At 63.7% G+C, this 22,684-nt stretch carries 19 protein-coding genes; 13 read left to right on the forward strand and 6 right to left on the reverse strand.

What is annotated here, in order from left to right; all coding sequences use genetic code 11:
* Position 1: 1 nt before the first annotated feature.
* The 6 genes from bioB (at position 2) to G9408_RS03500 (ending at position 5,742) form a co-directional block, all read left to right on the forward strand.
* The gene (gene bioB / locus G9408_RS03475) at positions 2-1,003 is read left to right on the forward strand and encodes a biotin synthase BioB (protein ID WP_328804413.1); all 1,002 of its coding nucleotides are present in this window, start codon (positions 2-4) and stop codon (positions 1,001-1,003) included.
* A 150-nt stretch (positions 1,004-1,153) separates the two neighbouring features.
* Entirely contained in the window at positions 1,154-1,657 is a 504-nt protein-coding gene (locus G9408_RS03480; RefSeq protein ID WP_168452698.1) for a hypothetical protein, read from the forward strand.
* Positions 1,657-3,678, forward strand: a complete 2,022-nt coding sequence (locus G9408_RS03485; protein WP_168452699.1) for an acetyl-CoA carboxylase biotin carboxylase subunit — start codon at positions 1,657-1,659, stop codon at positions 3,676-3,678. Before G9408_RS03480 ends, G9408_RS03485 begins: the two co-directional genes overlap by 1 nt.
* Positions 3,679-3,786: 108 nt before the next feature.
* Entirely contained in the window at positions 3,787-4,158 is a 372-nt protein-coding gene (locus G9408_RS03490; RefSeq protein WP_168452700.1) for a tRNA-binding protein, read from the forward strand.
* A gap of 95 nt (positions 4,159-4,253) precedes the next feature.
* A complete protein-coding gene (locus tag G9408_RS03495; protein WP_168452701.1) occupies positions 4,254-5,258 on the forward strand; it encodes an alpha/beta hydrolase in 1,005 nt (334 codons plus the stop codon).
* 76 nt (positions 5,259-5,334) lie between these two features.
* A complete protein-coding gene (locus G9408_RS03500) occupies positions 5,335-5,742 on the forward strand; it encodes an MAPEG family protein (protein ID WP_168452702.1) in 408 nt (135 codons plus the stop codon).
* Between the two features lie 240 nt (positions 5,743-5,982).
* Here G9408_RS03500 and G9408_RS03505 read toward each other — a convergent pair whose 3' ends face one another.
* Positions 5,983-6,750, reverse strand: a complete 768-nt coding sequence (locus tag G9408_RS03505; RefSeq protein ID WP_168452703.1) for a cyclase family protein — start codon at positions 6,748-6,750, stop codon at positions 5,983-5,985.
* A 196-nt stretch (positions 6,751-6,946) separates the two neighbouring features.
* On the opposite strand from G9408_RS03505, the gene G9408_RS03510 reads away from it, so the two are divergent.
* Positions 6,947-8,578: an MFS transporter gene (locus G9408_RS03510; protein WP_168452704.1), complete on the forward strand. Its 1,632-nt coding sequence runs from the start codon at positions 6,947-6,949 to the stop codon at positions 8,576-8,578.
* Positions 8,579-8,622: 44 nt separating this feature from the next.
* Positions 8,623-9,672 carry an alanine racemase gene (gene alr / locus G9408_RS03515; protein ID WP_168452705.1) on the forward strand — a complete coding sequence of 350 codons (1,050 nt, stop codon included), beginning with the start codon at positions 8,623-8,625 and terminating at the stop codon, positions 9,670-9,672.
* Here the strand turns inward: alr and G9408_RS16695 are convergent.
* The 3 genes from G9408_RS16695 to G9408_RS03530 all read right to left on the reverse strand — a co-directional run bounded on the left by G9408_RS16695 (position 9,669) and on the right by G9408_RS03530 (position 15,177).
* A complete protein-coding gene (locus G9408_RS16695; protein WP_168452706.1) occupies positions 9,669-10,649 on the reverse strand; it encodes a 2OG-Fe(II) oxygenase in 981 nt (326 codons plus the stop codon). The two genes, alr and G9408_RS16695, sit on opposite strands and share 4 nt — an antisense overlap.
* Positions 10,650-10,654: 5 nt before the next feature.
* Positions 10,655-11,800, reverse strand: a complete 1,146-nt coding sequence (locus tag G9408_RS03525; RefSeq protein ID WP_168452707.1) for an aspartyl/asparaginyl beta-hydroxylase domain-containing protein — start codon at positions 11,798-11,800, stop codon at positions 10,655-10,657.
* Positions 11,801-11,880: 80 nt separating this feature from the next.
* Positions 11,881-15,177 carry a TonB-dependent receptor domain-containing protein gene (locus G9408_RS03530; RefSeq protein ID WP_168452708.1) on the reverse strand — a complete coding sequence of 1,099 codons (3,297 nt, stop codon included), beginning with the start codon at positions 15,175-15,177 and terminating at the stop codon, positions 11,881-11,883.
* Between the two features lie 534 nt (positions 15,178-15,711).
* On the opposite strand from G9408_RS03530, the gene phaR reads away from it, so the two are divergent.
* The 4 genes from phaR to G9408_RS03550 are packed head-to-tail and all read left to right on the forward strand — an operon-like array spanning position 15,712 to position 20,627.
* The gene (phaR, locus tag G9408_RS03535; protein ID WP_168452709.1) at positions 15,712-16,248 is read left to right on the forward strand and encodes a polyhydroxyalkanoate synthesis repressor PhaR; all 537 of its coding nucleotides are present in this window, start codon (positions 15,712-15,714) and stop codon (positions 16,246-16,248) included.
* A gap of 47 nt (positions 16,249-16,295) precedes the next feature.
* On the forward strand, positions 16,296-17,822 hold the full coding sequence (gene proS, locus G9408_RS03540) for a proline--tRNA ligase (protein WP_168452710.1): 1,527 nt from the start codon (positions 16,296-16,298) through the stop codon (positions 17,820-17,822).
* Between the two features lie 58 nt (positions 17,823-17,880).
* Entirely contained in the window at positions 17,881-18,309 is a 429-nt protein-coding gene (locus G9408_RS03545) for a GxxExxY protein (protein WP_168452711.1), read from the forward strand.
* Positions 18,306-20,627: a ribonuclease R family protein gene (locus G9408_RS03550; protein WP_168452712.1), complete on the forward strand. Its 2,322-nt coding sequence runs from the start codon at positions 18,306-18,308 to the stop codon at positions 20,625-20,627. Before G9408_RS03545 ends, G9408_RS03550 begins: the two co-directional genes overlap by 4 nt.
* Positions 20,628-20,750: 123 nt before the next feature.
* Here the strand turns inward: G9408_RS03550 and G9408_RS03555 are convergent, their stop codons facing one another.
* On the reverse strand, positions 20,751-21,596 hold the full coding sequence (locus G9408_RS03555) for a helix-turn-helix domain-containing protein (protein WP_235957449.1): 846 nt from the start codon (positions 21,594-21,596) through the stop codon (positions 20,751-20,753).
* 119 nt (positions 21,597-21,715) lie between these two features.
* Here G9408_RS03555 and G9408_RS03560 point away from each other — a divergent pair, with 119 nt between their 5' ends.
* The gene (locus G9408_RS03560) at positions 21,716-22,108 is read left to right on the forward strand and encodes a hypothetical protein (protein ID WP_168452713.1); all 393 of its coding nucleotides are present in this window, start codon (positions 21,716-21,718) and stop codon (positions 22,106-22,108) included.
* On the opposite strand, the gene G9408_RS03565 is transcribed toward G9408_RS03560, so the two are convergent.
* A complete protein-coding gene (locus G9408_RS03565) occupies positions 22,105-22,560 on the reverse strand; it encodes a universal stress protein (protein ID WP_120216478.1) in 456 nt (151 codons plus the stop codon). The genes G9408_RS03560 and G9408_RS03565 overlap by 4 nt on opposite strands.
* Positions 22,561-22,684: the final 124 nt, after the last annotated feature.

Raw genomic sequence — 22,684 nt, forward strand, 5'->3', positions numbered from 1 at the left:
TGTGCGCCGTGACTGGACCCGCGAGGAAATCGCCCAACTCTTCGACCTGCCGTTCGACGAACTGATGTGGGAGGCGCAGGGCGTCCATCGCCGCCATCATGCGCGTGGGCAAGTGCAGCTGTGCACGCTGCTCAGCATCAAGACCGGCGGCTGTGTCGAGGATTGCGGATATTGCTCGCAGTCGAAAAGCGCCGACAGCGGATTGAAGGCGACCAAGCTGATGGACGTGCGCGCGGTGCTGCAGGCTGCGGCGCAGGCGAAGGATTCGGGGTCAAAGCGTTTCTGCATGGGCGCCGCGTGGCGCAACCCCAAGGACCGCGACATGCCCGCGATCGTCGAGATGGTCGAGGGCGTGCGCGCGATGGGCATGGAAACCTGCATGACGCTGGGGATGCTCAGCAAGGAGCAGGCGCAGACGCTGGCGGTCGCGGGGCTCGACTATTACAACCACAACATCGACACGAGCCCCGAGAATTACGCGAATATCATCTCGACCCGCACTTTTCAGGACCGGCTCGACACGCTGGAGGAAGTGCGCAACGCGGGGATCAACGTCTGCTCGGGCGGGATCGTCGGGCTGGGCGAGACCCGGCAGGATCGCGTCGGCTTCATCCACGCGCTCGCGACGCTCGAACGCCATCCCGAAAGCGTGCCGGTCAACGCGCTGGTGCCGGTAAAGGGCACGGTGCTCGGCGACATGCTGGCGGACTCGCCGCTCGCAAAGATCGACGACATCGAATTCGTCCGCACGATCGCGGTGGCGCGCATCACCATGCCGAAATCGATGGTCCGCCTGTCGGCGGGGCGCGAGAGCATGTCGGAAGCGACGCAGGCGCTCTGCTTCATGGCGGGCGCGAACAGCATCTTTACCGGCGACAAGCTGCTGACGACGGCAAATGCGGGCGACAATGCCGACGCGGCGCTGTTCGCGAAGCTGGGGCTGCGGCCGATGGAGAGCGCGGAGCCGATGCGGGCAAACAATATTATGGAGGCGGCACAGTGAACAACGGTAAAGTACAGCGGGTTCACAATATCTATCACGACAGGTGCTCTCAGCACGCTTACGGGACCCTGAGTAACGTGATGAAATGGTCCGCAGGTCCGCAAATTCTGGCGTGGACCAACGGACTGTCGGCTGGGGAGTGACCAGTCTGTGCCTTCAGAGAACATCCAACAAGAAATTTCAAAATGGCTAGTGGCTTCCGCAAAGCGCGTCGAAATTCCATTCAAGCGCCAAAAATTCCGAAAATCTCTTGGAGAAGTTGCGATTGGCGTCGAAATTTACGTAATGCGATACAATCGTCAGCTGGCGTGTGTTGAATATACTTTCTACTGGCCAAAACTTGCTGAAAAATTCTTCGAATGGAAAAATGCCCCTGCAATGACGTGGCGCATGATGGACAAGTCATTAGAAAAGGAAAAGTCTAGGGGTGACGTTTATCTCTCGAAATATGCTGAAGATCGTATTGCAATGGAAAATGAAGTTGTTCTGCAAGGTGAGAATCTGTTTCACAACGTGAATTCGGTACGTTCTTTTCTTCAGTTGTTATCCGGGCAAATCAGGCAAGTTCCGGCAACCTCCCAGGAGTTAAAACATGATTGGCCGAATCTTTTAGATCAGATCAATGCCACTGGGCTGGCTGGAGTTTATTCGTAATGTTCAAGAAAATCCTGATCGCCAATCGCGGTGAAATCGCCTGCCGCGTCATCAAGACCGCGCGGCGCATGGGCATCGCGACCGTCGCGGTGTATTCGGACGCCGACGCGCGTGCGCCTTTCGTGCAGATGGCGGATGAAGCCGTGCATATCGGGCCGTCGCCCGCGTCCGAATCCTATCTGATTGCCGACAAGATCATCGCCGCGTGCAAGGCGACGGGCGCCGAGGCGGTGCATCCGGGCTATGGTTTCCTGTCGGAACGCACCAGCTTTGCCGAGGCGCTGGCCAAGGAAAATATCGCCTTCATCGGCCCGCCGGTGAACGCGATCGCCGCGATGGGCGACAAGATCGAGTCGAAGAAGCTCGCGAAGGAAGCGGGCGTCAACGTCGTCCCCGGCTTCGTCGGTGAGATCCGCGACACCGAGCATGCGGTCGAGATCAGCAACGAGATCGGCTATCCGGTGATGATGAAGGCGTCGGCGGGGGGCGGCGGCAAGGGCATGCGCCTCGCCTATGACGAAAAGGACGTCCGCGAAGGCTTCGAGAGCGTGAAGCGCGAGGGGTTGAACAGCTTTGGCGACGACCGCGTGTTTATCGAGAAGTTCATCCTCAACCCGCGGCATATCGAGATCCAGATCCTCGGCGACCAGCATGGCAACACACTGTACCTCAACGAGCGCGAGTGCAGCATCCAGCGCCGTCACCAGAAGGTCGTCGAGGAAGCGCCGTCGCCGTTCGTGACCGAAAAGATGCGCAAGGCGATGGGCGAGCAGTGCGTCGCGCTGGCGAAGGCGGTCGGTTACTATAGCGCGGGGACGGTCGAACTGATCGTGTCGGGCGCCGATCCGACGGGCGAGAGCTTCTACTTCCTCGAAATGAACACGCGGCTTCAGGTCGAGCATCCGGTGACCGAGGCGATCACCGGCATCGACCTGGTCGAGCAGATGATCCGCGTCGCGGCGGGCGAGAAGCTCGAAATGACTCAGGACGACGTGAAGATCGACGGCTGGTCGATCGAGAACCGCGTCTATGCCGAGGATCCGTATCGCGGCTTCCTGCCCTCGACGGGGCGCCTCACCCGCTACCAGCCACCGGTGGCGGGCTGGACCGACGATGGCGCGGCAAACGGCCGCCGCGGCGTCGATGGCGTGCGCGTCGACGACGGGGTCTATGACGGCGGCGAGGTGTCGATCTTTTACGACCCGATGATCGCGAAGCTGATCACCTGGGGCAAGACGCGCGACGAGGCGGCGGATTTGCAGGTCGCGGCGCTCGACCGCTTCGAACTCGAAGGGCTCGGCCACAATATCGACTTCCTGTCGGCGATCATGCAGCACCCGCGCTTCCGCTCGGGCGAGCTGACGACGGGCTTCATCGCCGAAGAATATCCGGAAGGCTTCCACGGCGCGCCGACCGACGAGAATGTGACGCGCGCGCTTGCCGCGATCGCGGGCTTCATGGCGTCCGCCGAAGCCGACCGCGCGCGGCGCACCGACGGCCAGCTCGGCGACCGGCTTGACCCGCCCGCGAAGTGGCAGGTGACGATCGGCGGCACGAGCCACAAGGTGAAGCTCGGCCATAAGCATATCAAGGTCGATGGCGACAAGGTCGACATCGCGCTTGAATATACGCCGGGCGACCGGCTGGTGGTGGCGGAGATCGACGACAGCGAGCTGGCGGTGAAAGTCGCCAAGACGCGCACCGGTTGGCGCATGACGACGCGCGGGGCGATCCACGATGTGCGCGTGCTGCCCTGGCATGTCGCGCCGCTCGCGAGCCACATGATCGAGAAGATCCCGCCCGACCTTTCGAAGTTCCTGATCTGCCCCATGCCGGGCCTGCTCGTCGCGCTGCATGTCGGCGAAGGCGACGCCGTCGAGGCGGGCCAGCCGCTAGCGACGGTCGAGGCGATGAAGATGGAAAATATCCTGCGCGCCGAAAAATCGGGGGTCGTGAAGAGCGTCAACGCGGCGCAGGGCGACAGCCTGGCGGTCGATGCGGTGATTTTGGAGATGGAATAAGCTCACACCCGTTCGTGCTGAGCTTGTCGAAGCACCGTCCTTCCTTCTACGGCGGTTGAAGAGAAGAATGGCCCTTCGACAAGCTCAGGGCGAACGGAGTTTGTTCCAATGCACGTCAATCACGACACCGACGCCGGTGCGGCGTCCGAAATCACCTTCGACGACTTCCTCCGCGTCGACATCCGCATCGGCACGATCGTCGCGGCCGAGCCCTTTCCCGAAGCGCGCAAACCGGCGTTCAAGCTGAAGATCGATTTCGGTGCGGCGATCGGGGTGAAGAAAAGCAGCGCGCAGATCGTCGATCGCTATGCGCTGGACGACCTGGTCGGTCGGCAGGTCGCCGCGGTGGTCAACTTCCCGCCGCGCCAGATCGGCAAATTCATGTCCGAAGTGCTGACCTTGGGGTTCGCCGATGAAAATGGCGCGGTGATCCTGTTCGCGCCCGATGTGCCGGTCCCCAACGGCTCGCGGCTATTCTGATCCCCGCGGCGCACTAGCTCATTTCGATCGCAGCGTTCCGTCGGCGGCGCGATTAGGTGGCGTCGGCAAAGCAACAATCAATGGGAGAGGGGCCGATGGTCCGGCGTGCAGCTATGGTCGTGGCGGCGATGGGTTTGGCGTTGGCGACGGGGGCAACCAGTAGCGCGAATGAAGCCGGGAAGCGCAGCTATGGCGTGATCGAGACGCGCGACGTCGTTTATGGCCGCGCGCCGGTCGGCGTATCGGTCGACGGCGCCAAGGCGCGCGATCTGCTGCTCGACGTCTATCGCCCGGTCGCCGCCGACGGCAAACCGCTGACGGGCCGCCCCGCGGTCGTCATGGCGTTCGGCGGCGCCTTTCATCGCGGCGACAAGGGCGATTTCAACTTCACCGTCGAGGGCGCGCAGGACAGCTCAATGGCGGATTATTGCCGCAGCTTTGCGCGCGCGGGCTACGCCTGTTTCTCGATCGAATATCGCTTCGTGCAGGAGCAGCCGGGGCTCGTCCGCCCGCTCGACGAAAAGCGCATCGTGCCGCGCACGGTCAACCTGTCGCCCGAAAAGCTCGAGCGGATCGCCGAAGTGCGCCACCAGATGAAGCTGCCGCCGTTCGACGAGACGACGCTGACGCATTATTGGCATGCGACCTTTGGCGCCGCCGACGACATGGCGATGGCGGTCGATTTTGTCCGCACGCGGGCAGGGGAATTCGGGGTCGACGGCGATCGGCTCGCAATCGGCGGCTTTTCGGCGGGGGCGATCACCGCGCTCAACACGGCTTATGGTCTGGGAGTTCCGGCAAAGGCCGTGGTGTCGCTGTCGGGCGGGATCAGCGGCTATAACCTCTATGAAACGGCGACGAACGGCATGCCGCCCGCGCTCTTGATCCTTGGTCAGAATGATTATGTGGGGGTGCTCAATGGCACGCGCCATACCGCCGCGGCGCTCGGCAACAAGGGCATCGCGAGCGAAACCGTGTGGGTGCCGGGTTTCGGGCACTTCTACCCGATGGGGGCAGTCGGGCTGGGCGACAAGGTCAGCCGCGCGCCCGTCGCGGCGCGGATCGTCGCCTTTCTCGACGCCAATTTGCAGAAGGAATAGCGCGCGCCGCGCGATTGGTCGTGCCAAGTCGCCGGTGACCGGCTAGGTTGCACCGGCATTCGGGGGAGATACGATCATGACATTACCGGTTACCGCTTTCGTCGGCGCCGTCTGCGCGCTGCTGCTGCTGTTCACCGCGATGCTGACGGTGCGCCGGCGGCTGCGCCTGAAAGCCGCGTTCGGCGATCAGGGCGACGCGAAACTGATCGCGGCGAGCCGCAGCCACGGCAATCTTGCCGAACATGCGCCGATCGTCGTCATCCTGCTGGGCCTGCTAGAGACCGCGCGCGCCAATCATATGGCGCTGATGATCATCGGCGCGCTGTTCCTGATTGGCCGCGTCGCACATATCGCCGGGCTGCATGCGCCGGTCGAACCCGGCAAGCCGCCGGTTACGCGCCAGATCGGGGTTGCCGCGACGTGGATCACCTTGCTGGCGCTCGGTGGGTGGACGTTGTGGATGCTCGTGACGGTGAATTTGTAGCTGAGCGTAACGGCGGTTTTGGGATGGGGAGCTGACATATCCGATCCTCCCCACTTGTGGGGAGGTGGCAGCCCGTAGGGCTGACGGAGGGGGTTCGCGTCCTTTCGCGGCGCGTCAGGCCGATAGCCCCCTCCACCACCGCCTGCGGCGGCGGTCCCCCTCCCCGTCCCGGGGAGGATCCTAACGTCCGCAATCGGTCGTTAGCCGCAGCTCCGAGATGCGGCGCACCATGTCCAAACCTCAATCCTCGACCAGCGCCACCGCGCGGATCCACCCCGCGCTCGCGCGCTCGATCTTCACCGGGAAGCAGCTGAAAGTGAACCCGGTTGCGGGGATCGTCGACAGGTTCGTCAGCTTTTCGATCTGGTAATAGGGCCGGATACGCCCCGCCTTATGCCCTTCCCAGATGATCGACGGGTCGCGCGTTTCGGCCCAGCGCTTAGCGGTATGGCTGAACGGCGCGTCCCAGCTCCATGCGTCGGTGCCGACGACCTGCACGCCGCGCTCCGTCAGGTACAGCGTCGCCTCGGCACCCATGCCGCAGCCCTGATCGGTGAAATTGTCGGTGCCATAGATGGCACCCGACTGGACAAGCACGATGTCGAGCGGCTGGAGGTCGTGGCCGATCCGCGCCAGTTCGGTCTCTACCTCGGCGGCGCTCACGACATGGCCGTGCGGGCGGTCGGAAAAGTCGAGTTTGACCCCGGGACGAAAGAACAGGTCGAGCGGGGCTTCGTCGATCGACGGCGCGGGCGTCGCGCCGCTGTCGGTGGTCGAGTGATAATGCCAGGGCGCGTCCATATGCGTGCCGTTGTGCGTGCTAAGCGACAGCATTTCGACCGCCCAGCCTTCGCCGTCAGGCAGGTCTTCGCGGGTCAGTCCCGGAAAGAACATCGCGATCTGCTCCCATGTATTTTCATGGGTCATATAGGTGATGTTGGGGCGCATCACCGGCGGGTCCGAAACGACGTCGTTGGTGATCGGGATGGACAGGTCGATGAACTGCATGATCGCAGTCTGACACGAACAATGGCCCACGCCAAGAAGGCTTGCGCCACGCGGCGGTGCAATTAGACGTAGCGTAACCGTTCGTGTCGAGCGAAGTCGAGACACGCCGCTTCGGCGATGCGCGCGAGGCATCTCGACTTCGCTCGATGCGAACGGAAAAGTGACAAGCCCGACGGGGTGGGGGAGCCAGAGATATATGACCGAAGCCAGTGCCGCGGGCGCCGTTTACGAACCGACGCAGAAAGAAATCCGCATGGTCATCGCCGCCTCGTCGGCAGGCACCGTGTTCGAATGGTATGATTTCTTCATCTACGGCACGCTCGCCGCGATCATCGGCAAGGCATTTTTCCCGAGCGACAATGCGACGCTGGAAACGCTGCTCGTTTGGGCGGGCTTTGCGGTCGGCTTCGGCTTTCGTCCGCTCGGCGCGGTGCTGTTCGGTTTCCTCGGCGATCGGCTGGGGCGTAAATATACATTCCTGGTCACCGTGACGCTGATGGGCGTGGCGACCGCGGGTGTCGGCATGATCCCGTCGGCGGCGACGATCGGGATCGCCGCGCCGATCATCGTCATCCTGCTCCGCGTGTTGCAAGGGCTGGCGCTCGGCGGCGAATATGGCGGTGCGGCGGTCTATGTCGCCGAACATTCGCCGCCCGGAAAGCGCGGCTTCTACACCAGTTTCATCCAGGCCAGCGTCGTCGGCGGATTTGTGCTCAGCCTGGTCGTGGTGCTGGGATGCAAGGCGTTGATGCCCGATGCGGTCTGGGAAAGCTGGGGCTGGCGGGTGCCGTTCCTGCTGTCGCTGATCCTGCTCGCGATCTCGCTGTGGATGCGCCTGAAACTGTCCGAAAGCCCGGTGTTCAAGGCGATGAAGGCGCAGGGCGAGCTGGCGAAGAATCCGCTGAAGGAAAGCTTCACCTATCCCGGCAACCCGCGCCGCATCTTCATCGCCCTGTTCGGGATCGCGGCGGGTCTGACGGTGATCTGGTACACCGCGATGTTTTCGGGCCTGTCGTTCCTGAAAGGACCGATGAAGGTCGAAGATACCGCCGCCGAGATCATCGTCGGCGTCGCGGCGGCGGTCGGCATGGGCTTTTTCATCTGGGCGGGGCATTTGTCGGACCGCATCGGGCGCAAAAAGCCGATCGTGTGGGGTTATGGCGTGACGCTGGTCCTGTTGTTCCCGCTGTTCTGGTGGATGGGCAGCGTTGGCAACCCCGCTTTATCGGCGGCGGCCGAGCGGGCGCCGGTCACCGTGACGGGATCGCAGTGCAGCTTTGATCCGTTTGCGCAGGTACAGGAAACCGCGTGCGGCAAGACGCTGGGTGAACTCACCAAGCTTGGCGTACCCTACAGCGTCGTGGCGACCGACAGCAAGTTCGACAGCGTCACCATCCGTATCGGTGAGCGCGAGGTGGCGAGCGAGGATCCCGCGCTGCTGAAACCCGCGCTGGAAGCGAGCGGCTATGATTTCGCCAAGCAGGTGCCGGGCTGGGGCGGCATCGCGATCATCTTTCTCGCGCTGCTCGGGCTCAGTGCCTTGTCGGGCTTTACCTATGGCCCGGTCGCGGCGCTGCTATCGGAGATGTTCCCGCCGCACGTCCGCTATTCGTCGCTGTCGATTCCCTATCATATCGGGACCGGCTATTTCGGAGGCTTCCTGCCGCTGATCGCCAGTTTCATCATCGCCAAGACCGGCAATGCCTATTCGGGGCTGTGGTACACCTGGGTCGTCGTGCTGGTGGCGTTTCTGGTCACCGCTTTCATGCTGAAGGACCCGGTGGAGGGCCAGTGGGACAAACAGCCATCCGGGGCGGCGGAGGCCTGATCGAACCCATTGGCGCAGCCCGCCAACCCGTATAGGGCACGCCGATGATCGCCGTGCCTTCGCCCCTCCGCCTGTGTCTCGACCGCGACGCGCTGGTTGCCAACTGGCGCTGGCTGGCGGCGCAAAGCGGCGGCGCCGCCGCGTGCGGTGCGGCGCTCAAGGCTGATGGCTACGGCCTTGGTGCGCGCGCCGTGATGCAGCATCTTGCCGCCGTGGGGTGCCGCGATTTTTTCGTTGCCACTTGGTCCGAAGCGGCGGCGCTGATGCCGCTGTCCGCGGGCGTGTCGCTGTCGGTCCTGCATGGGGTTGGAGCGAGCGACATGGTCGCCGCGCGTTTGCTCCCGGCGCGTCCGGTGCTGAACAGCGTCGAACAGGTGCGACGCTGGCGCGATGCCGGTGAAGCGCGACCGTGCGACGTCATGGTCGACACCGGCATGAACCGGCTCGGCCTGCGCGTCGAGGAAGCGCTGGGCGGTGCGCTCGATGGACTGGCGATCGACACGCTGATGAGTCATCTGGCGTCGGCGGACGAGGACAGCGCGCAGAATGCGCGGCAGCTCGCCGCGTTTCGGGCGCTGCGCGAGCGGATCGCGGCGCGGCGATACAGCCTCGCGAACAGCGCCGGGATTTGCCTGGGCGCCGAATATGCGTTCGACCTGACGCGTCCGGGGATCGCGCTTTATGGGGGCATCCCGCGCGGCGAGGCGGCGGGCCATATCGGTCAGGTGGCGTTTCCAGAAGCGCGCGTGCTGCAAGTGCGTCCGGTCCCCGCGGGCGAGACGGTCGGCTATGGCGCTTCGTGGACGGCGGCGCGCGACAGCCGCATCGCGGTGGTCAACCTCGGCTATGCCGACGGCTATCTTCGCTGTCATGCGGGCAGCGGGCGCGCGACGTGGCAGGGGCGGGCACTGCCGCTGGTCGGCCGTGTGTCGATGGACCTCACCGCGTTCGATGCCAGCGATACGGCGGGACTGGGTGAGGGCGAATGGCTGAGCCTCGCCTACGACCTGCCCGCCGTGTCGGCGCAGATCGGGCTGTCGCAATATGAGTTGCTCACCGGGCTCGGCCGCCGGTTCGAGCGCGTCTGGGGCTAAACCGGACGCATCCCCCAAGGGTCGAAGTCGTGGATGCGGATCCAGCGGGTACTGATCCATTTTTCGCCGCGAGTAACGGGTAGCCCGGCATGGCGGCTGCGCTCGTCGACTTGGCCGTCGGCGAGCGTGTTGGCGAACAGGATCATGTCGCCGGTTTGTCCGCGAAACTCGACGCCGACCGACGGAAACTGCGTCTCACCGCCGTCATAATCGTCGTTGAGATAGGCGATTGCCGTCATCATGCGCTGATTGCTTTCGCCGGGCAGGCAATCATGATGCAGCCGATATTGCTGACCGGGCGCATAGCGCAGCACGGTGAGCGGTTCGCCCTGCTCGGTGCGCGTGCGTGTCGCCGCTGCAATCCGCCGGTCGATCGCGTGGATGACCAGATCCTGCTGGATGGGGCCCAGCACCGTGCCCTCGGAGGTCCGGATCGGGTGCGGAATTTCACGGCCCGTGGTCGAATCAACGACGATCGACGGCACCAGCCTGGGCCCGGATAGCGCCATGATGTGCGCGCATTCGTCGGGCGTGAGCAGGCCGCGCACGACACCGAGCGTCGGCGACGTCGCCAGCGTTTCGATCGGCGATGCCGAGGCCGGATCGCCCGTCGGGGTCAGCGCCATCGCCGCGAGCAGCTCGCGCTGGCGCGCCGCGTCGGCATCATGCTTGGCCGCCTTGTCGAGCAGGTTCAGCGCCGCGCCCCAGTCCGCTGGGCCGCCCGCGCCGATGGCGACAAACACCGCATGGGTCAGCGCCCCGCCGCGATGCCCCGCCGCGCCGGCCTTTTCGAACAGCGCCCGCGCTGCGGCAAAGCTGCGCGGCACCGGGGTGCCATAGACGTGCCACAGCGCGAGCTCGTAAAGCGCGTCGCCATGCCCGCGTTTCGCCGCGTCGATGAGGAGGTCGACCGCTGCCTGCGCGCGCCCGGCATCCAGCAACGCATTGGCGCGTTCGACGATGTTCGACGGCTGCACGCGCTTCAATCCAGCGCTGGATTGGCAAAGAAGGTCGCAATTTCCTGACGCTCTCGGTCGCTAAGTTCGGGGCGCCAGATGTCGAAGATCAGCACGACGCGATCCTCGTGGCTGTTGTTCCACGCTTCATGCTCGATCGTGTCGTCAAAGATCAGCAGCTTGCCTTCTTCCCACTGCCGCACGTCATTACCGACGCGGAAGCCGCAATTCGGGGGCACGATAAGCGGCAGGTGGCAGATCAGCCGGGCGTTGTGCATCCCGTTGTGCGGGGCAATCCGCGCGCCGGGGCGGAGCAAGGAAAACATCACCGTCGGCGAGCTGGCGATCCAGGGCAGCGGAACGGCATTCACTGCCTCCCAGGTCTTGGGGCAGCGGGCGATGACATCGTCCGACAGCGCACCATTTTCGGCAAAGAACAAGGTGCTCCAGTCGCTATTGTCGAGCAATGGATTGGCGTCGGCGCGCGCCCGATCGACGTGCGACGTCATATAGGGCCGGAATCCGTCGCCCCCCGCCGCGAGCAGCGCCACAAGCTCGTCGCGGATGGCGCCGTTCGCAGCCTCTAGCGCCGGAGCCCAGGCGAACGCGGCAGGGTCGTAAAACTGGATCTGCGGCAGCTCGGGGACGTAATAGCCCGTGGGTTCCTGCACAAAGATGCGCTTGCGGCCCGCGAGAATGTCGAGCGACCGCTGGAAGCGGGGGCTGCGCGCATCGGGGGGCAGGCCGGCATCGATGAGTTTGTTTTCGCGCTGCTCGACAATGCGCGCTTTGAACGTCGCGACCCATGTTTCCGCGCGCTGCACTTCGCTGTGCAGGTCGGGCGGCAGGTCCTGACGCTGGGCCACAAGAAGGGCGATTTCATAGCGTTGCAACGCATTGCGATCATCGCCCGCATGGGAGCGGCAGTCACCCTTCATGATGTGCCCACGGACCGCTTGCGGTTCGAGGGCGAGCAATTGGTCGAGCGCGGCTTCTTCGGCAACGCGATCGCCATCCGACCGGCAGGCGACCGCGAGGAGCAGCCAAATCTGCGCATTGGCGCGGCCGCTCTGCGTGATTGTTTCGAAACGCGCGCGGGCGATGGCCGACTGCCCACGCTGGAGTGCATCGACGCCTTCTTTCGCGAGGCGTTCGGCATCGTGATTGCTCAACTGCAAAATCAGTCCTTTGGGCCAAAGAAAAGGGGCCGGAACAATGTCCCGACCCCCAATCTATTCCGATCGCGTTGCGATTAGAAGCGGGCGCGTGCGCCAGCGTAGAAGCTGCGACCGCGAATGTCATAGATCGCGCTGCCGGCACCCGTTGCGGTGCTGCCCAACGGCGGCTTCTTGTTGAACAGGTTATCGACACCAGCATAGAACTGGAAGCTCTTGCCGAAGCTACCCGAGCTGTCGATGTCGAACGTGAAACGCAGGTCGTGATAGAAGACGCTCGAGAATTTCTCGACGTCCGCATAGTCGAGGTTCACGGGCGGGCAACCGGCTGCGGTGCAGGCCGAGGGCAGCTCGTTGAAGTCCTCATAAGCGTTCACGTACATCGGACCGATGTAACGCAGGCGGTAGCCGAGCGTGAAGTTCTTGTACGACACGTCGGCATCGAGACGCAGTTCGTCCTTCGGATCGCCGAGCTCGCTGAGCAGGCGGTTTTCGAAGTCCGGCAACGACGGGTTCTCGAAGTTGCTTGACTGGAGGCCATGAACATAGATCAGGCTCGTGGCGAGCTTTACATCGCTGCCCAGCGTCGTGTTGTACGACGCGTTGAAGTCGATGCCGCGGCGAATACGCTTCGCGAAGTTCAGCGGCGACGACAGCAGCGAGTTTTCCAGGATCTGGCCAGGGACGAAGCCACCCGGGCTGTTGCCCGGACCGCGCCAGCGGGTGAACGCCTGGCACAGGATATTATCCAGCGAGGCCTGGTCGTAACAGCCGTTGGCGATCGCCTGACCGGTCAGCGACACGATCACGTTGCTCACCTTGATGTCGTAGTAATCGACGCTCAGCGAGAAGCCGGGCATGAAGCTCGGCTGCAACACGCCGCCGATGGTCAGCGACTTCGAGACTTCGGGGACCAACTGATCGTTGCTGCCGCTGACGATCGGCAGCGAGTAAGCGACGTTCGGCAGACCCGAGAGCAACGGACCCAGGTCGGCGGTGCAGTTCGCAAGCCGGTTGGGGTTGTTCGCGATGTTACCCGACGAACACGGGTCGGCGAAACCCGGCGCGAAGTTCGGAACGGGCGGGAAGCCGGTTTCCGAGACGTTCGGCGCACGAACTGCCTTACCATAGCCAATGCGGAAGCGGATGTCGTCGATCGGCGCATAGTCCGCACCGACATTATACGTCCACACGGTGCCCGCCGCACCCTTATAGTCAGAAACGCGCCCGGCGCCCGACACGCTGAGTTCATGCGCGAACGGCATGTCCTTGAGCAGCGGGATACGAAGTTCGGCAAAGGCTTCCTTCACTTCGAACGTCGGCGGGTCGAATTCGCCGATCACAACCGCGTTGGTGGCCCCGGTTTCGACATAGTCGTCGTCCTGGTAACGCGCACGCTCACGGCGGTATTCAGCGCCCAAGGCGAAGCTGACCGGGCCACCCGGCAGTTCGAACAGGCCGCTGAGGTCGCCGCTGACGAAGCCCGAGAAATTCAGCTGCTCAAGGCTCGCCTTGGTGCGTGCATTGTAGCTGAAGTAGTTGACCGACGCCGTGTTGTCGGTGCCGCCAAACGGATTGTAGGGGACGCACGCCGCGATGTCGTTCGCAAGCCGCGCCGCGCCGCCAGCGAAGGCGACCCGAGCTGCGGGGTCAAACTGCGAACGGCACTGGATCTGGCCGGTCAGCGGATTGACGCCAGCGTCAAGCGCGAGCACGAACTTCTGACGGTCGATGTAGCCGAACGTCGTCACATCCTGTTCGAACTTGCCGTAGTTGGCGGCAATTTCGTAGTTCCAGTCTTCGTTGAACGAGCCACGGGCACCGACCACGACGCGATAGGTGTCACGCTGGAACTTTTCATCGCGGATACCGACATCAAGCAGGCTGCGCGAGGTCACGAAGCGATAGGTTCCCGCGTTGATTGCCGCAATATCTGCTGCGTTCAGCGGGCCGCCGATGCCCTGTGAACCGTTGCCGTCCGTGCGCGTCGAGCGGGTAAACGACGATGCGACGCCGGTCACGTTACAGGCCGCGGTCAGGCTGGTGTTACAACCCGAAGCGATGATCGCATTGGCAAGCCGGGTGCGCGCCGTCGGGTCGTTCAGAACCAGGAACGGGTTGTCCAAACGGGTGCGTTCGCGCAAGTCGAACTGGCCGAACGTGCCTTGGATGAACGACGGGCCCGCGTTGTTGCCGAGCGCGTTGACGCGGTTCCACTTCGCTTCGATGAACGGTTCGAAACCTTCGCTGACTTCAAAATGCGCCAGCATGTTGAAGTTGTAGCGTTCGGTGAACGGGAATACCGAGAGCAGTCTGCCTTCGCGGCCAGTCTGGCCGTTGCCGCCAACGATACCGCCGATGATCCCCTGACCCAGGCGCGTGCCGGTCTGAGCCGTCAGGGCGCCAGCGTCGGTGAAGATGAAGGTACAGTTGTACGGGGTGCCGACGGTCGAACCCGAACCGGCACCAGGCGCGCCGTTGGTCGAACCGATGCCCGTGCCGCACAGCGGATTGCTGCCCGACTGTGTGATCGGCACCAGGCCGTTGCGATGAATGCTGGCCGAGCGGATGTCGCGGAAGAAAGCGCGGTCAGGGAAGCCGTCGCTGCCGTTGGGCAAGCCAGCGGTATCGACGTCGACGACGAGCAGGCCGTCCTGACGACGCAGGTGGCCGATGTCCGAAGCGAAGACGCGCGATTGGCGCGCATATTCGCCATGCAGCGTGATGTTGCCGCGATCATTGGCGAAATTCTTGCCGACCATGCCCGACACGAACTGGTTACCGCCGTAACCGCCGTCGGCCACACCGGCCTGGGCACGCAGCTGAATGCCCTCATAATTGCGGCGCAGCACGAAGTTGACGACGCCTGCGATGGCGTCGGAGCCATAGGTCGCCGACTGGCTGCCCGTGACGATGTCGACGCGTTCGATCAGGTCGTTCGGGATGGTGTTGATGTCGGGCGACACGGCATTGGCCAGGATGTCGGCAGGGACGTGGCGACGGCCGTTGACCAGCACCAGCGTACGCGAGGTACCCAGGCCGCGAAGATCGAGCAGGTTCAGACCCGCGATACCAATGCCAAGACCCGGGTTCTGCTGCGCGAAGGTGCTGCGCAGTTGGGGCAGGTCGTTAAGCGAGTCGCCGATATTGGTGTCGGACTGCTGGAAAAAGCTCTCGCCGGTGATCGACGTGATCGGCACGGTCGATTCGAGGTTCGGACGGCGGATGCGCGACCCGGTGACGACGATGGTGCCTTCATCGGCGCTGGCGGCGTCATCGGCAGGCGCGATCGGATCCTGCGCCATTGCGGGCATGGCGCTGAACAAAGCGAGAGTGAGGGCCGAGCCCCGCACTAGCAGGCTAGTCTTCTTCATAATGTTATTCCCCGGTTGCCGTTCAAAAGATGAGAGTGAACGGGTTGCGCCCTAGAAAGACAAAAAAGCCGAGCGGCACAAGCCTTTGATGAAATTTTGATGTGATTTTTGTGGCACCGGTTCAACTCGGTCGAGGGCTGTGCCATTTTCGCAACAGGTAGCCGGGTGGGCCTTGCGGAAGCGAATGGATGCGCCCGGTTGAAGGGGTCGTAATGAAGTTTTGCGCGGCAAGACTTTTCGCGCCGTTTATACCAGCATTTTGATTTCATGAGAAACTAAATTGCGTTCGATGCGCGATCCGTCTTCATTGCGGCGGCAAGCGGCTCCGGGGCGCTTGATGGTTTTCCGAAGCTGCAATTCACCATCACGAAGCCTCCGCAAGTCGCGGGAGGCGAATCGACTGCTGCGCGGTTGGCTGGCCTATAGGTCGCGCATGTTGCGATGCATCATAATTTGGTGCTATTGCGCCGATCGATCAAATATCCCGCGCGGCGTGGTCGCCAGAATGCGGAGCAACAAGGAGCGCGGGTCAAGATGGCGAAGTCCAAGACGGCGGCGGACGATGGCGTCGTCACGATCAAGAAATATGCCAACCGGCGGCTCTATGACACGGAACGCAGCTGTTACATCACGCTCGAAGATTTGGGGGCGATGGTCCGCGACGGGCGCGAATTCCGCGTCGTCGATGCCAAGAGCGGCGAGGACATCACGCATAATGTGCTGACCCAGATCATCATGGACGAGGAAACGCGCGGCGAAACGCTGTTGCCGGTCAATTTCCTGCGCCACCTGATCGGCATGTATGGCGACAAGATGCAGTCGATGGTGCCGCAATATCTGGAAGCATCGATGACGGCCTTCCGGAAGAACCAGCAGGATGTCCGTGCGGCGTTCGAAGGCGCGCTGGGTTCGAACCCGCTGGCCGAGCTGACGCGGCGCAACATGGAAATGTTCCAGCAGGCCGCCGGGGCATTTATCCCGGGCGCAGGCGGCGCGAAGGCCAAGGACGCCGAAATCGCGGCGCTGAAGGCCGAAGTGGCGGCGCTGAAGGCCGAACTCGCGAAGAAGTGACAGATGGGTGCCGCGGCGCCCTCAACGACAGAAAAATCGGATATTTCATGGTCAAACATGCGCTCAGCGTAACCCGGCAGGCCGACTTTGCGGCCTGGTATCAGGACGTCATTGCCGAAGCCGATCTTGCCGAGGAATCGGGCGTGCGCGGCTGCATGGTGATCAAGCCGTGGGGTTATGGCATCTGGGAACGCATCCAGACGGTGATGGACGCGGCGATCAAGGATGCCGGGGTGCAGAACTGCTATTTCCCCTTGTTCATTCCCTTGAGCTTCTTTGAGAAGGAAGCCGATCATGTCGATGGTTTCGCAAAGGAAATGGCGGTCGTCACCCATCACCGCCTGATCGGTGACGGCAAGGGCAAGCTGGTCCCCGACCCCGAGGCCAAGCTCGAAGAACCGCTGATCGTCCGCCCGACGTCGGAGACGGTGATCGGCGCCGCGATGAGCCGCTGGGTGCAGAGCTGGCGCGACCTGCCGCTGAAGGTCAATCAATGGGCCAATGTCGTGCGCTGGGAAATGCGTACCCGCATGTTCCTGCGCACCAGCGAATTCCTGTGGCAGGAAGGGCATACCGCGCACGCCGACCGCAACGACGCGATGGCCGAAACCTTGCGCGCGCTCGAAATGTACCGCGCCTTTGCCGAGGATGTGCTGGCGATGCCGGTCGTCGCGGGCGAAAAGCCCGAAAACGAGCGCTTCCCGGGCGCGGTCGCGACCTATTCGATCGAGGCGATGATGCAGGACGGCAAGGCCTTGCAGGCTGGCACCTCGCATTATCTCGGCACCGGCTTCGCCGAGGCCGCGGGCATTCGGTATCAGGACAAGGACGGCGGCCATTCGCTGTGCCACACGACGAGCTGGGGCGTGTCGACGCGCATGATCGGCGGCGTCATCATGACGCACGGCGACGATGATGGCCTCCGCTGTCCGCCGCGCATCGCGCCGCACCAGATCGTGATCGTGCCGATGCTGCGCGACAACGATGAGGATGCCGCGATCCTCGATTATTGCCGTGACCTCGAGGCGCAGCTGAAAGCGCTCGACGCATTCCGCGAACCGGTGCGGGTGCTGCTCGATACCGGCGCGAACAAGGCGCAGACCAAGCGCTGGGGCTGGGTCAAGAAGGGCGCGCCGATCATCGTCGAGGTCGGCCCGCGCGACGTTGCGGGCGGCAATGTCGCGGTCATCCGCCGCGACCGGCTGTACAAGGATGACGGGAAGCTCAATTCGGCCTTCATCGCGAAGGGCGATTTCGTCGCCGACGCGGTCGCAACGCTCGCCGACATCCAGACGAGCCTCCACGCCGAGGCGAAACAGCGCCTCGACGCTAATATCCGCCGCGACGTCACCGACCTCGCCGCGCATTTCAAGGGCGAGGACAAGTTCGTCGGCTGGGCCGAAGTCCAATGGTCGCGCCCGACTGGCGCGGCGCTCGACAAGATCGTCGAGCAGCTCAAGTCGCTGAAGCTGACGATGCGCAACACGCCGATGGACGCCGCGCCCGCCGACGGTGCCTGCTTCTTCACCGGCGAACCGGCGGTCGAGCGGGTGCTGATCGGGCGCACCTACTAATTTAGGCGTTGCGAGATTTGGTTCGCACAAAGACACAAAGACACGAAGGGGGCAGGGCATGGATATCGAACAGCTCTGCACTATCGTCGTCGATTGCGGCTTCAAACTTCATCAGGATATTGGCCCCGGCTTACTGGAGTCGGCCTACGAAGCGATGTTGGCGGCCAAACTGTGTGCTTTGGGATTAAAAGTCGATCGGCAGGTGCCGATCGACTTGACCTACGACGGCATTGCCATTCCCAACGCCTTTCGGATCGATTTGCTGGTCGATGATAGGGTCTTGATAGAGCTCAAGTCGAGCGAGACAACCGCCCCGGTTCATGCGAAGCAAGTTATTACTTATTTGAGATTAATGGGTTTGACCCACGGATTTGTCATGAACTTCGGTACCCTGACATTTAAAGAAGGCGTCCGGCGCCTGCTGAATGACCCGACGCTCTTCGTGTCTTCGTGTCTTCGTGCGAACAAACTGCGCGACGTCGGATGAAAAAGCCCAAGCCACAGCCCGGACTCCCGACGCGCGAGCAGATCCTTCGCTTTATCGAAGCGAGTAAGGATGCGGTCGGCAAGCGTGAGATCGCGAAGCATTTTGCGCTGCACGGCAACGACAAGATCGCATTGAAGGCGCTGCTCAAGGACATGACCGACGAGGGGCTGGTCGACATGGCGCCGGGCCGGGCGTTCCATAAGCATGGCGGCCTACCGCGGGTGACGGTGCTGCGCGTCGTCGCGATCGAGGGCAGCAACCTCTGGGCGGTTCCCGACCGCTGGGAAGGAACCGCGCCGCCGCCGCGGCTACGCGTGATGGAGCAGGGGCGAAAAGGCGCGCTCGGCGTCGGCGACCGCATCCTTGCGCGCACCGAGGAGCGCGGCAACGGCCACGTCGCCCATCCGATGAAGCGGCTCGCGGCGAGCGCCGAGACGGTGATCGGCGTGCTGGTCGAGGACGTTGGTCCGGGCGGCAAGCCGATGATCTGGCTGCGTCCCGCCGACAAGCGCGCGCGGTTCGACTTCGCGGTTGCGGACAAGGGCGATGCCGACATCGGCGACCTCGTGCGCGCCGAACTGACCGGACGCGGCGCGGCGATCAAGGCGAAGGTCATCGACCGGATCGGCGACCCCTTTGCGCCGAAGTCGCTGAGCATGATCGCGATCGCGCGGCACGAGATCCCGCATGTTTTTGACGGCGAAACGATTGCTGAGGCCGAACGCGCGGCCAGGCTGCCGCTTACCCCCGACGGGCGCGAGGATTTGCGCGACCTGCCGATCGTCGCGATCGACCCCATCGACGCGCGCGACCATGACGACGCCGTCTGGGCGATCGCCGACGAGGATCCGGGCAACAAGGGCGGCTATAGGGCGATCGTCGCGATCGCCGACGTCAGTTTTTATGTCCGCCCCGACGGCGACCTCGACCGCGAGGCACGGCGGCGCGGCAACAGCGTCTATTTCCCCGACCGCGTCGTGCCGATGCTCCCCGAAACGCTGTCGGCGGGGGTTTGTTCGCTGAAAGCGCGCGAAGACCGCGCCGCGATGGCGTGCCACCTGGTTATCGACAAGCATGGCAAGGTGACGTCATGGCGCTTTAACCGCGCGCTCGTGCGGCTGCGCGCAAACATCGCCTATGAACACGCACAAGCGGCCTATGATGCCGATACGCCGCGGGACGATTGGGACGCCGATGTGCTCCCGACGCTGCGGAACCTGTGGGCTTGCTGGGCTTTGCTCGCGAAAGCGCGCGCGGCCCGCGCGCCGCTCGACCTCGATCTGCCCGAACGTCAGGTGATCCTCGACGAGGCGGGCGGCATCGCCGAAATCCGCGTGCGCGACCGGCTCGATTCGATGCGGCTGATCGAGGATTATATGATCGCGGCGAATGTCGCGGCGGCAAAAGCGCTCGAGGCGAAGAAATCGCCGGTCATGTACCGCATCCACGAGCCGCCGAGCCGCGAGAAGCTGGTCAGCCTCAAGGATTATCTCGAAACCTTTGAACAAAGCTTCGCGCTGGGGCAGGTGATCACGCCTGCGGTGTTCAACCGGCTGATCGACGGCTTTTCGGAGGACGACCGGCTGCCCGAGATCATGCAGGCGATCCTGCGCAGCCAGACGCAGGCCTATTACGGCCCCGCCAATGCGGGCCATTTCGGCCTCGCGCTCGGCTCTTACGCCCATTTCACCTCGCCGATCCGCCGTTACGCCGACCTGATCGTCCACCGCGCGCTGGTCGATAGTTACAAGCTCGAAGTCCCGGGCAAACCCAGGAACCTGCCCGCGCGCACCGGGCTGGGGGAGGCCGATGCCAAGGGGCTGTCGCGCATCGGCGAGGCGATCAGCGCATTGGAACGCCGCGCGATGGAGGCCGAGCGCGAGACGGTCGATCGCTATGTCGCGGCCTATCTGGCGGGCAAGACCGGTGAAATCGTCGCGGCGCGGATCACCGGGGTGCAGCCCTTCGGCTTTTTCGCGACGGTCGACGGGCTCGGCGGCGATGGGCTGGTGCCGGTATCGACGCTGGGCAGCGAACGCTTCTTTTACGACGAAGCGGCGCGGAGCCTAGACAGCGAGCATGGCCGCGTCAGCTATACCGTCGGTCAGCGGCTGGACCTGCGGCTGATGGACGCGAACCCGGTGAGTGGCGCACTGCGTTTCGAGCTGCCCGATGCACCCGAAGGCGGCTTCCGCAATCGCCCGCCGCGCCGCGACGGGGTGAAGGGGAAGGCGACCGGGAAAGACAAGGCGGGCAAGCATATGGTCGGCAAGCGCGGGCGGCCGGCAAACATCAAGCACAAGGGGCGGCGGCGCTAACATTCGCACCCCTCCCCTTCAGGGGAGGGGCAGTGAGACTTGGCCCGGCCTAGCCGGGCCTTTAGTCGAACGGGGTGGGGGTCGGCGGCGCAGCGCAAGGCTGCTGGCCCCCACCCGCTGCGACTAACGAACAAGTTCGTAAGTCTCGCTGCCCTCCCCTGAAGGGGAGGGCGTTCTATTTGCCAACCTCGCCAACAACGCTGCACTCTCTGCATCCGCTGGAAAAAACGCCTCGATCGCCAGTTCCGACAGCGTGATATCCACCGGCGTCCCGAAAATCGTCACCGTCGACACGAACGATATGCGCCCGGCATCGGTGTCGAGGATCAGCGGGACCGCGATGCTGCTGGCATGGCTGTCGCGATGCTCGGCGCTATGATCGTCGCTCTGTACCGCATAACCCGCCAGCTCGTCGCGCAGCGCGATCAATCCGGTATCGGCGCTCGTCGCAATCTGGACGTCGATCCGCTCCAATATATGCGCGCGCCATTCGCCATAGTTGACGATCTGCGGTGCCAGCCCCTCGGGATGCAGCGCGATGCGCAGCACATTGACCGGCGGGGCCAGCAGCGCGGGCGCGACCTGCGCGGTGAGGATCGCGATCGCGCCGTTCGCGGCGACCAGGTTCCAGTGGCGATCGACCGCGAGCGCCGGATAGGGCTCGTGACCTTTCAGCACATGCTCGACGATCGCGCGCACCCCCGCCATTTCGGGACTGTCGAGCGGGCGTTCCTGATAGTCTGGGGCATAACCCGCGGCGAGCAACAGCGCGTTGCGGGCACGATGCGGGACTTCCAGACGATCGGCGATCCGCTGCAACATCTGCGCGCTCGGTTTCGATCGCCCCGTTTCGATGAAGCTCAAATGCCGGGTCGACATCTCGGTGTCGAGCGCCAGGTCCATCTGGCTCATCCGGCGGCGGCTGCGCCATTCGCGGAGTTGGGTGCCGAGCGGTGCGGGTTGCATCATCGTCTCCTTTGCCGCGAGAGCTATACCCCGGCTTTCTGCTTTTCCATTACCTTGCGCGTAATCGACTGGCGGCGTTCGGCGCGGCAGACGGAAGGGGTCATCCCGAAAGGAGAACTCCAATGTCGCTTTTCAACCTCAAGAACACGCTGATTATCGATGCCATCACCTGCACCGGATTGTTCGTCTTTTGCGTCTTTGCGACTGCGACGGTCGCCACCCTGCTCGGCCTCCCCTCCGAACTGGTGACCGTCGCAGGCTGGATCGGGCTGCCGTCGGCGTTGCTGATGCTGTTCGTCGCGAACCAGAAGGCGCCGAACAAGGGGCTCGCCAACCTGATTGCGGTCGGCAATCTTGGCTGGGTCATCGCAAGCTTTGTGGTGCTGGCGATGTTCGCTGCCCAGATGACCGCACTCGGCATCGCGGTCGTTTTTGTGCAGGCCATCGGCGTGCTGGTTTTTGCGATCTACGAAGCGAAGGGCGCGGCGGCATTGCAGCGCACGATTACCGTCTAACTCAACGCATCGAGCCGGGCGAGGTCGATCCCGCCCGGCACGATCATCACCGGGCAGGGCAGCGTTCCGGCGTCCTGCCCGGTGAAGTGCGCCACCAGCGGCCCCGGTGCGCCGTTCGCCGCGGTGGCCAGCACCAGCGCCGCAATCTCGTCGCTCGCATTGATCACCTCGCGCACGACGTCGGCGGGTTTGCCCGACTTCACCAGGATCTGCGGCGTCACCCCCGCTTCCTGCACCACCGCGTCGGCGGCGGCAGCGACCAGTTCCTCGGCATGTTCGCGCGCTTCGGCTTCGATCGTCGCCTGCACGCTGCCAAAGGCGACGAAATCCTGCGGCGTCACGATCGCCAGCACCGCGACCCCGCCGCCGGTCCGCGCGGCGCGGCGCGCCGCAAAGCGCAGCGCCAGCGACGCCTCGGGGCTGTCGTCGATCACCACCAGATATGTCCGCATCGCCCCGACCCCCTATGCTTTTTGTGCGTAGAGAGTGCGTCACATTCGTATGAAACGCAAGTTTGCGCCAATGGACGTTGACGAACGATGCTCTTATGACGAGGGACGAATCCGTAGCGGCAGG

This window comes from Sphingopyxis microcysteis, from assembly GCF_012274265.1.
GTDB classification, from domain to species: Bacteria; Pseudomonadota; Alphaproteobacteria; order Sphingomonadales; family Sphingomonadaceae; genus Sphingopyxis; species Sphingopyxis microcysteis.

What these genes read in the sequence shown, in the direction of transcription:
- G9408_RS03485 (WP_168452699.1), top strand. Translation starts at nt 1,657, where the DNA reads ATGTTCAAGAAAATCCTGATCGCCAATCGCGGTGAAATCGCCTGCCGC.
- G9408_RS03490 (WP_168452700.1), top strand. Translation starts at nt 3,787, where the DNA reads ATGCACGTCAATCACGACACCGACGCCGGTGCGGCGTCCGAAATCACC.
- G9408_RS03495 (WP_168452701.1), top strand. Translation starts at nt 4,254, where the DNA reads ATGGTCCGGCGTGCAGCTATGGTCGTGGCGGCGATGGGTTTGGCGTTG.
- G9408_RS03500 (WP_168452702.1), top strand. Translation starts at nt 5,335, where the DNA reads ATGACATTACCGGTTACCGCTTTCGTCGGCGCCGTCTGCGCGCTGCTG.
- G9408_RS03505 (WP_168452703.1), bottom strand. Translation starts at nt 6,750, where the DNA reads ATGCAGTTCATCGACCTGTCCATCCCGATCACCAACGACGTCGTTTCG.
- G9408_RS03510 (WP_168452704.1), top strand. Translation starts at nt 6,947, where the DNA reads ATGACCGAAGCCAGTGCCGCGGGCGCCGTTTACGAACCGACGCAGAAA.
- alr (WP_168452705.1), top strand. Translation starts at nt 8,623, where the DNA reads ATGATCGCCGTGCCTTCGCCCCTCCGCCTGTGTCTCGACCGCGACGCG.
- G9408_RS03530 (WP_168452708.1), bottom strand. Translation starts at nt 15,177, where the DNA reads ATGAAGAAGACTAGCCTGCTAGTGCGGGGCTCGGCCCTCACTCTCGCT.
- phaR (WP_168452709.1), top strand. Translation starts at nt 15,712, where the DNA reads ATGGCGAAGTCCAAGACGGCGGCGGACGATGGCGTCGTCACGATCAAG.
- proS (WP_168452710.1), top strand. Translation starts at nt 16,296, where the DNA reads ATGGTCAAACATGCGCTCAGCGTAACCCGGCAGGCCGACTTTGCGGCC.
- G9408_RS03545 (WP_168452711.1), top strand. Translation starts at nt 17,881, where the DNA reads ATGGATATCGAACAGCTCTGCACTATCGTCGTCGATTGCGGCTTCAAA.
- G9408_RS03550 (WP_168452712.1), top strand. Translation starts at nt 18,306, where the DNA reads ATGAAAAAGCCCAAGCCACAGCCCGGACTCCCGACGCGCGAGCAGATC.
- G9408_RS03555 (WP_235957449.1), bottom strand. Translation starts at nt 21,596, where the DNA reads ATGATGCAACCCGCACCGCTCGGCACCCAACTCCGCGAATGGCGCAGC.
- G9408_RS03560 (WP_168452713.1), top strand. Translation starts at nt 21,716, where the DNA reads ATGTCGCTTTTCAACCTCAAGAACACGCTGATTATCGATGCCATCACC.
- G9408_RS03565 (WP_120216478.1), bottom strand. Translation starts at nt 22,560, where the DNA reads ATGCGGACATATCTGGTGGTGATCGACGACAGCCCCGAGGCGTCGCTG.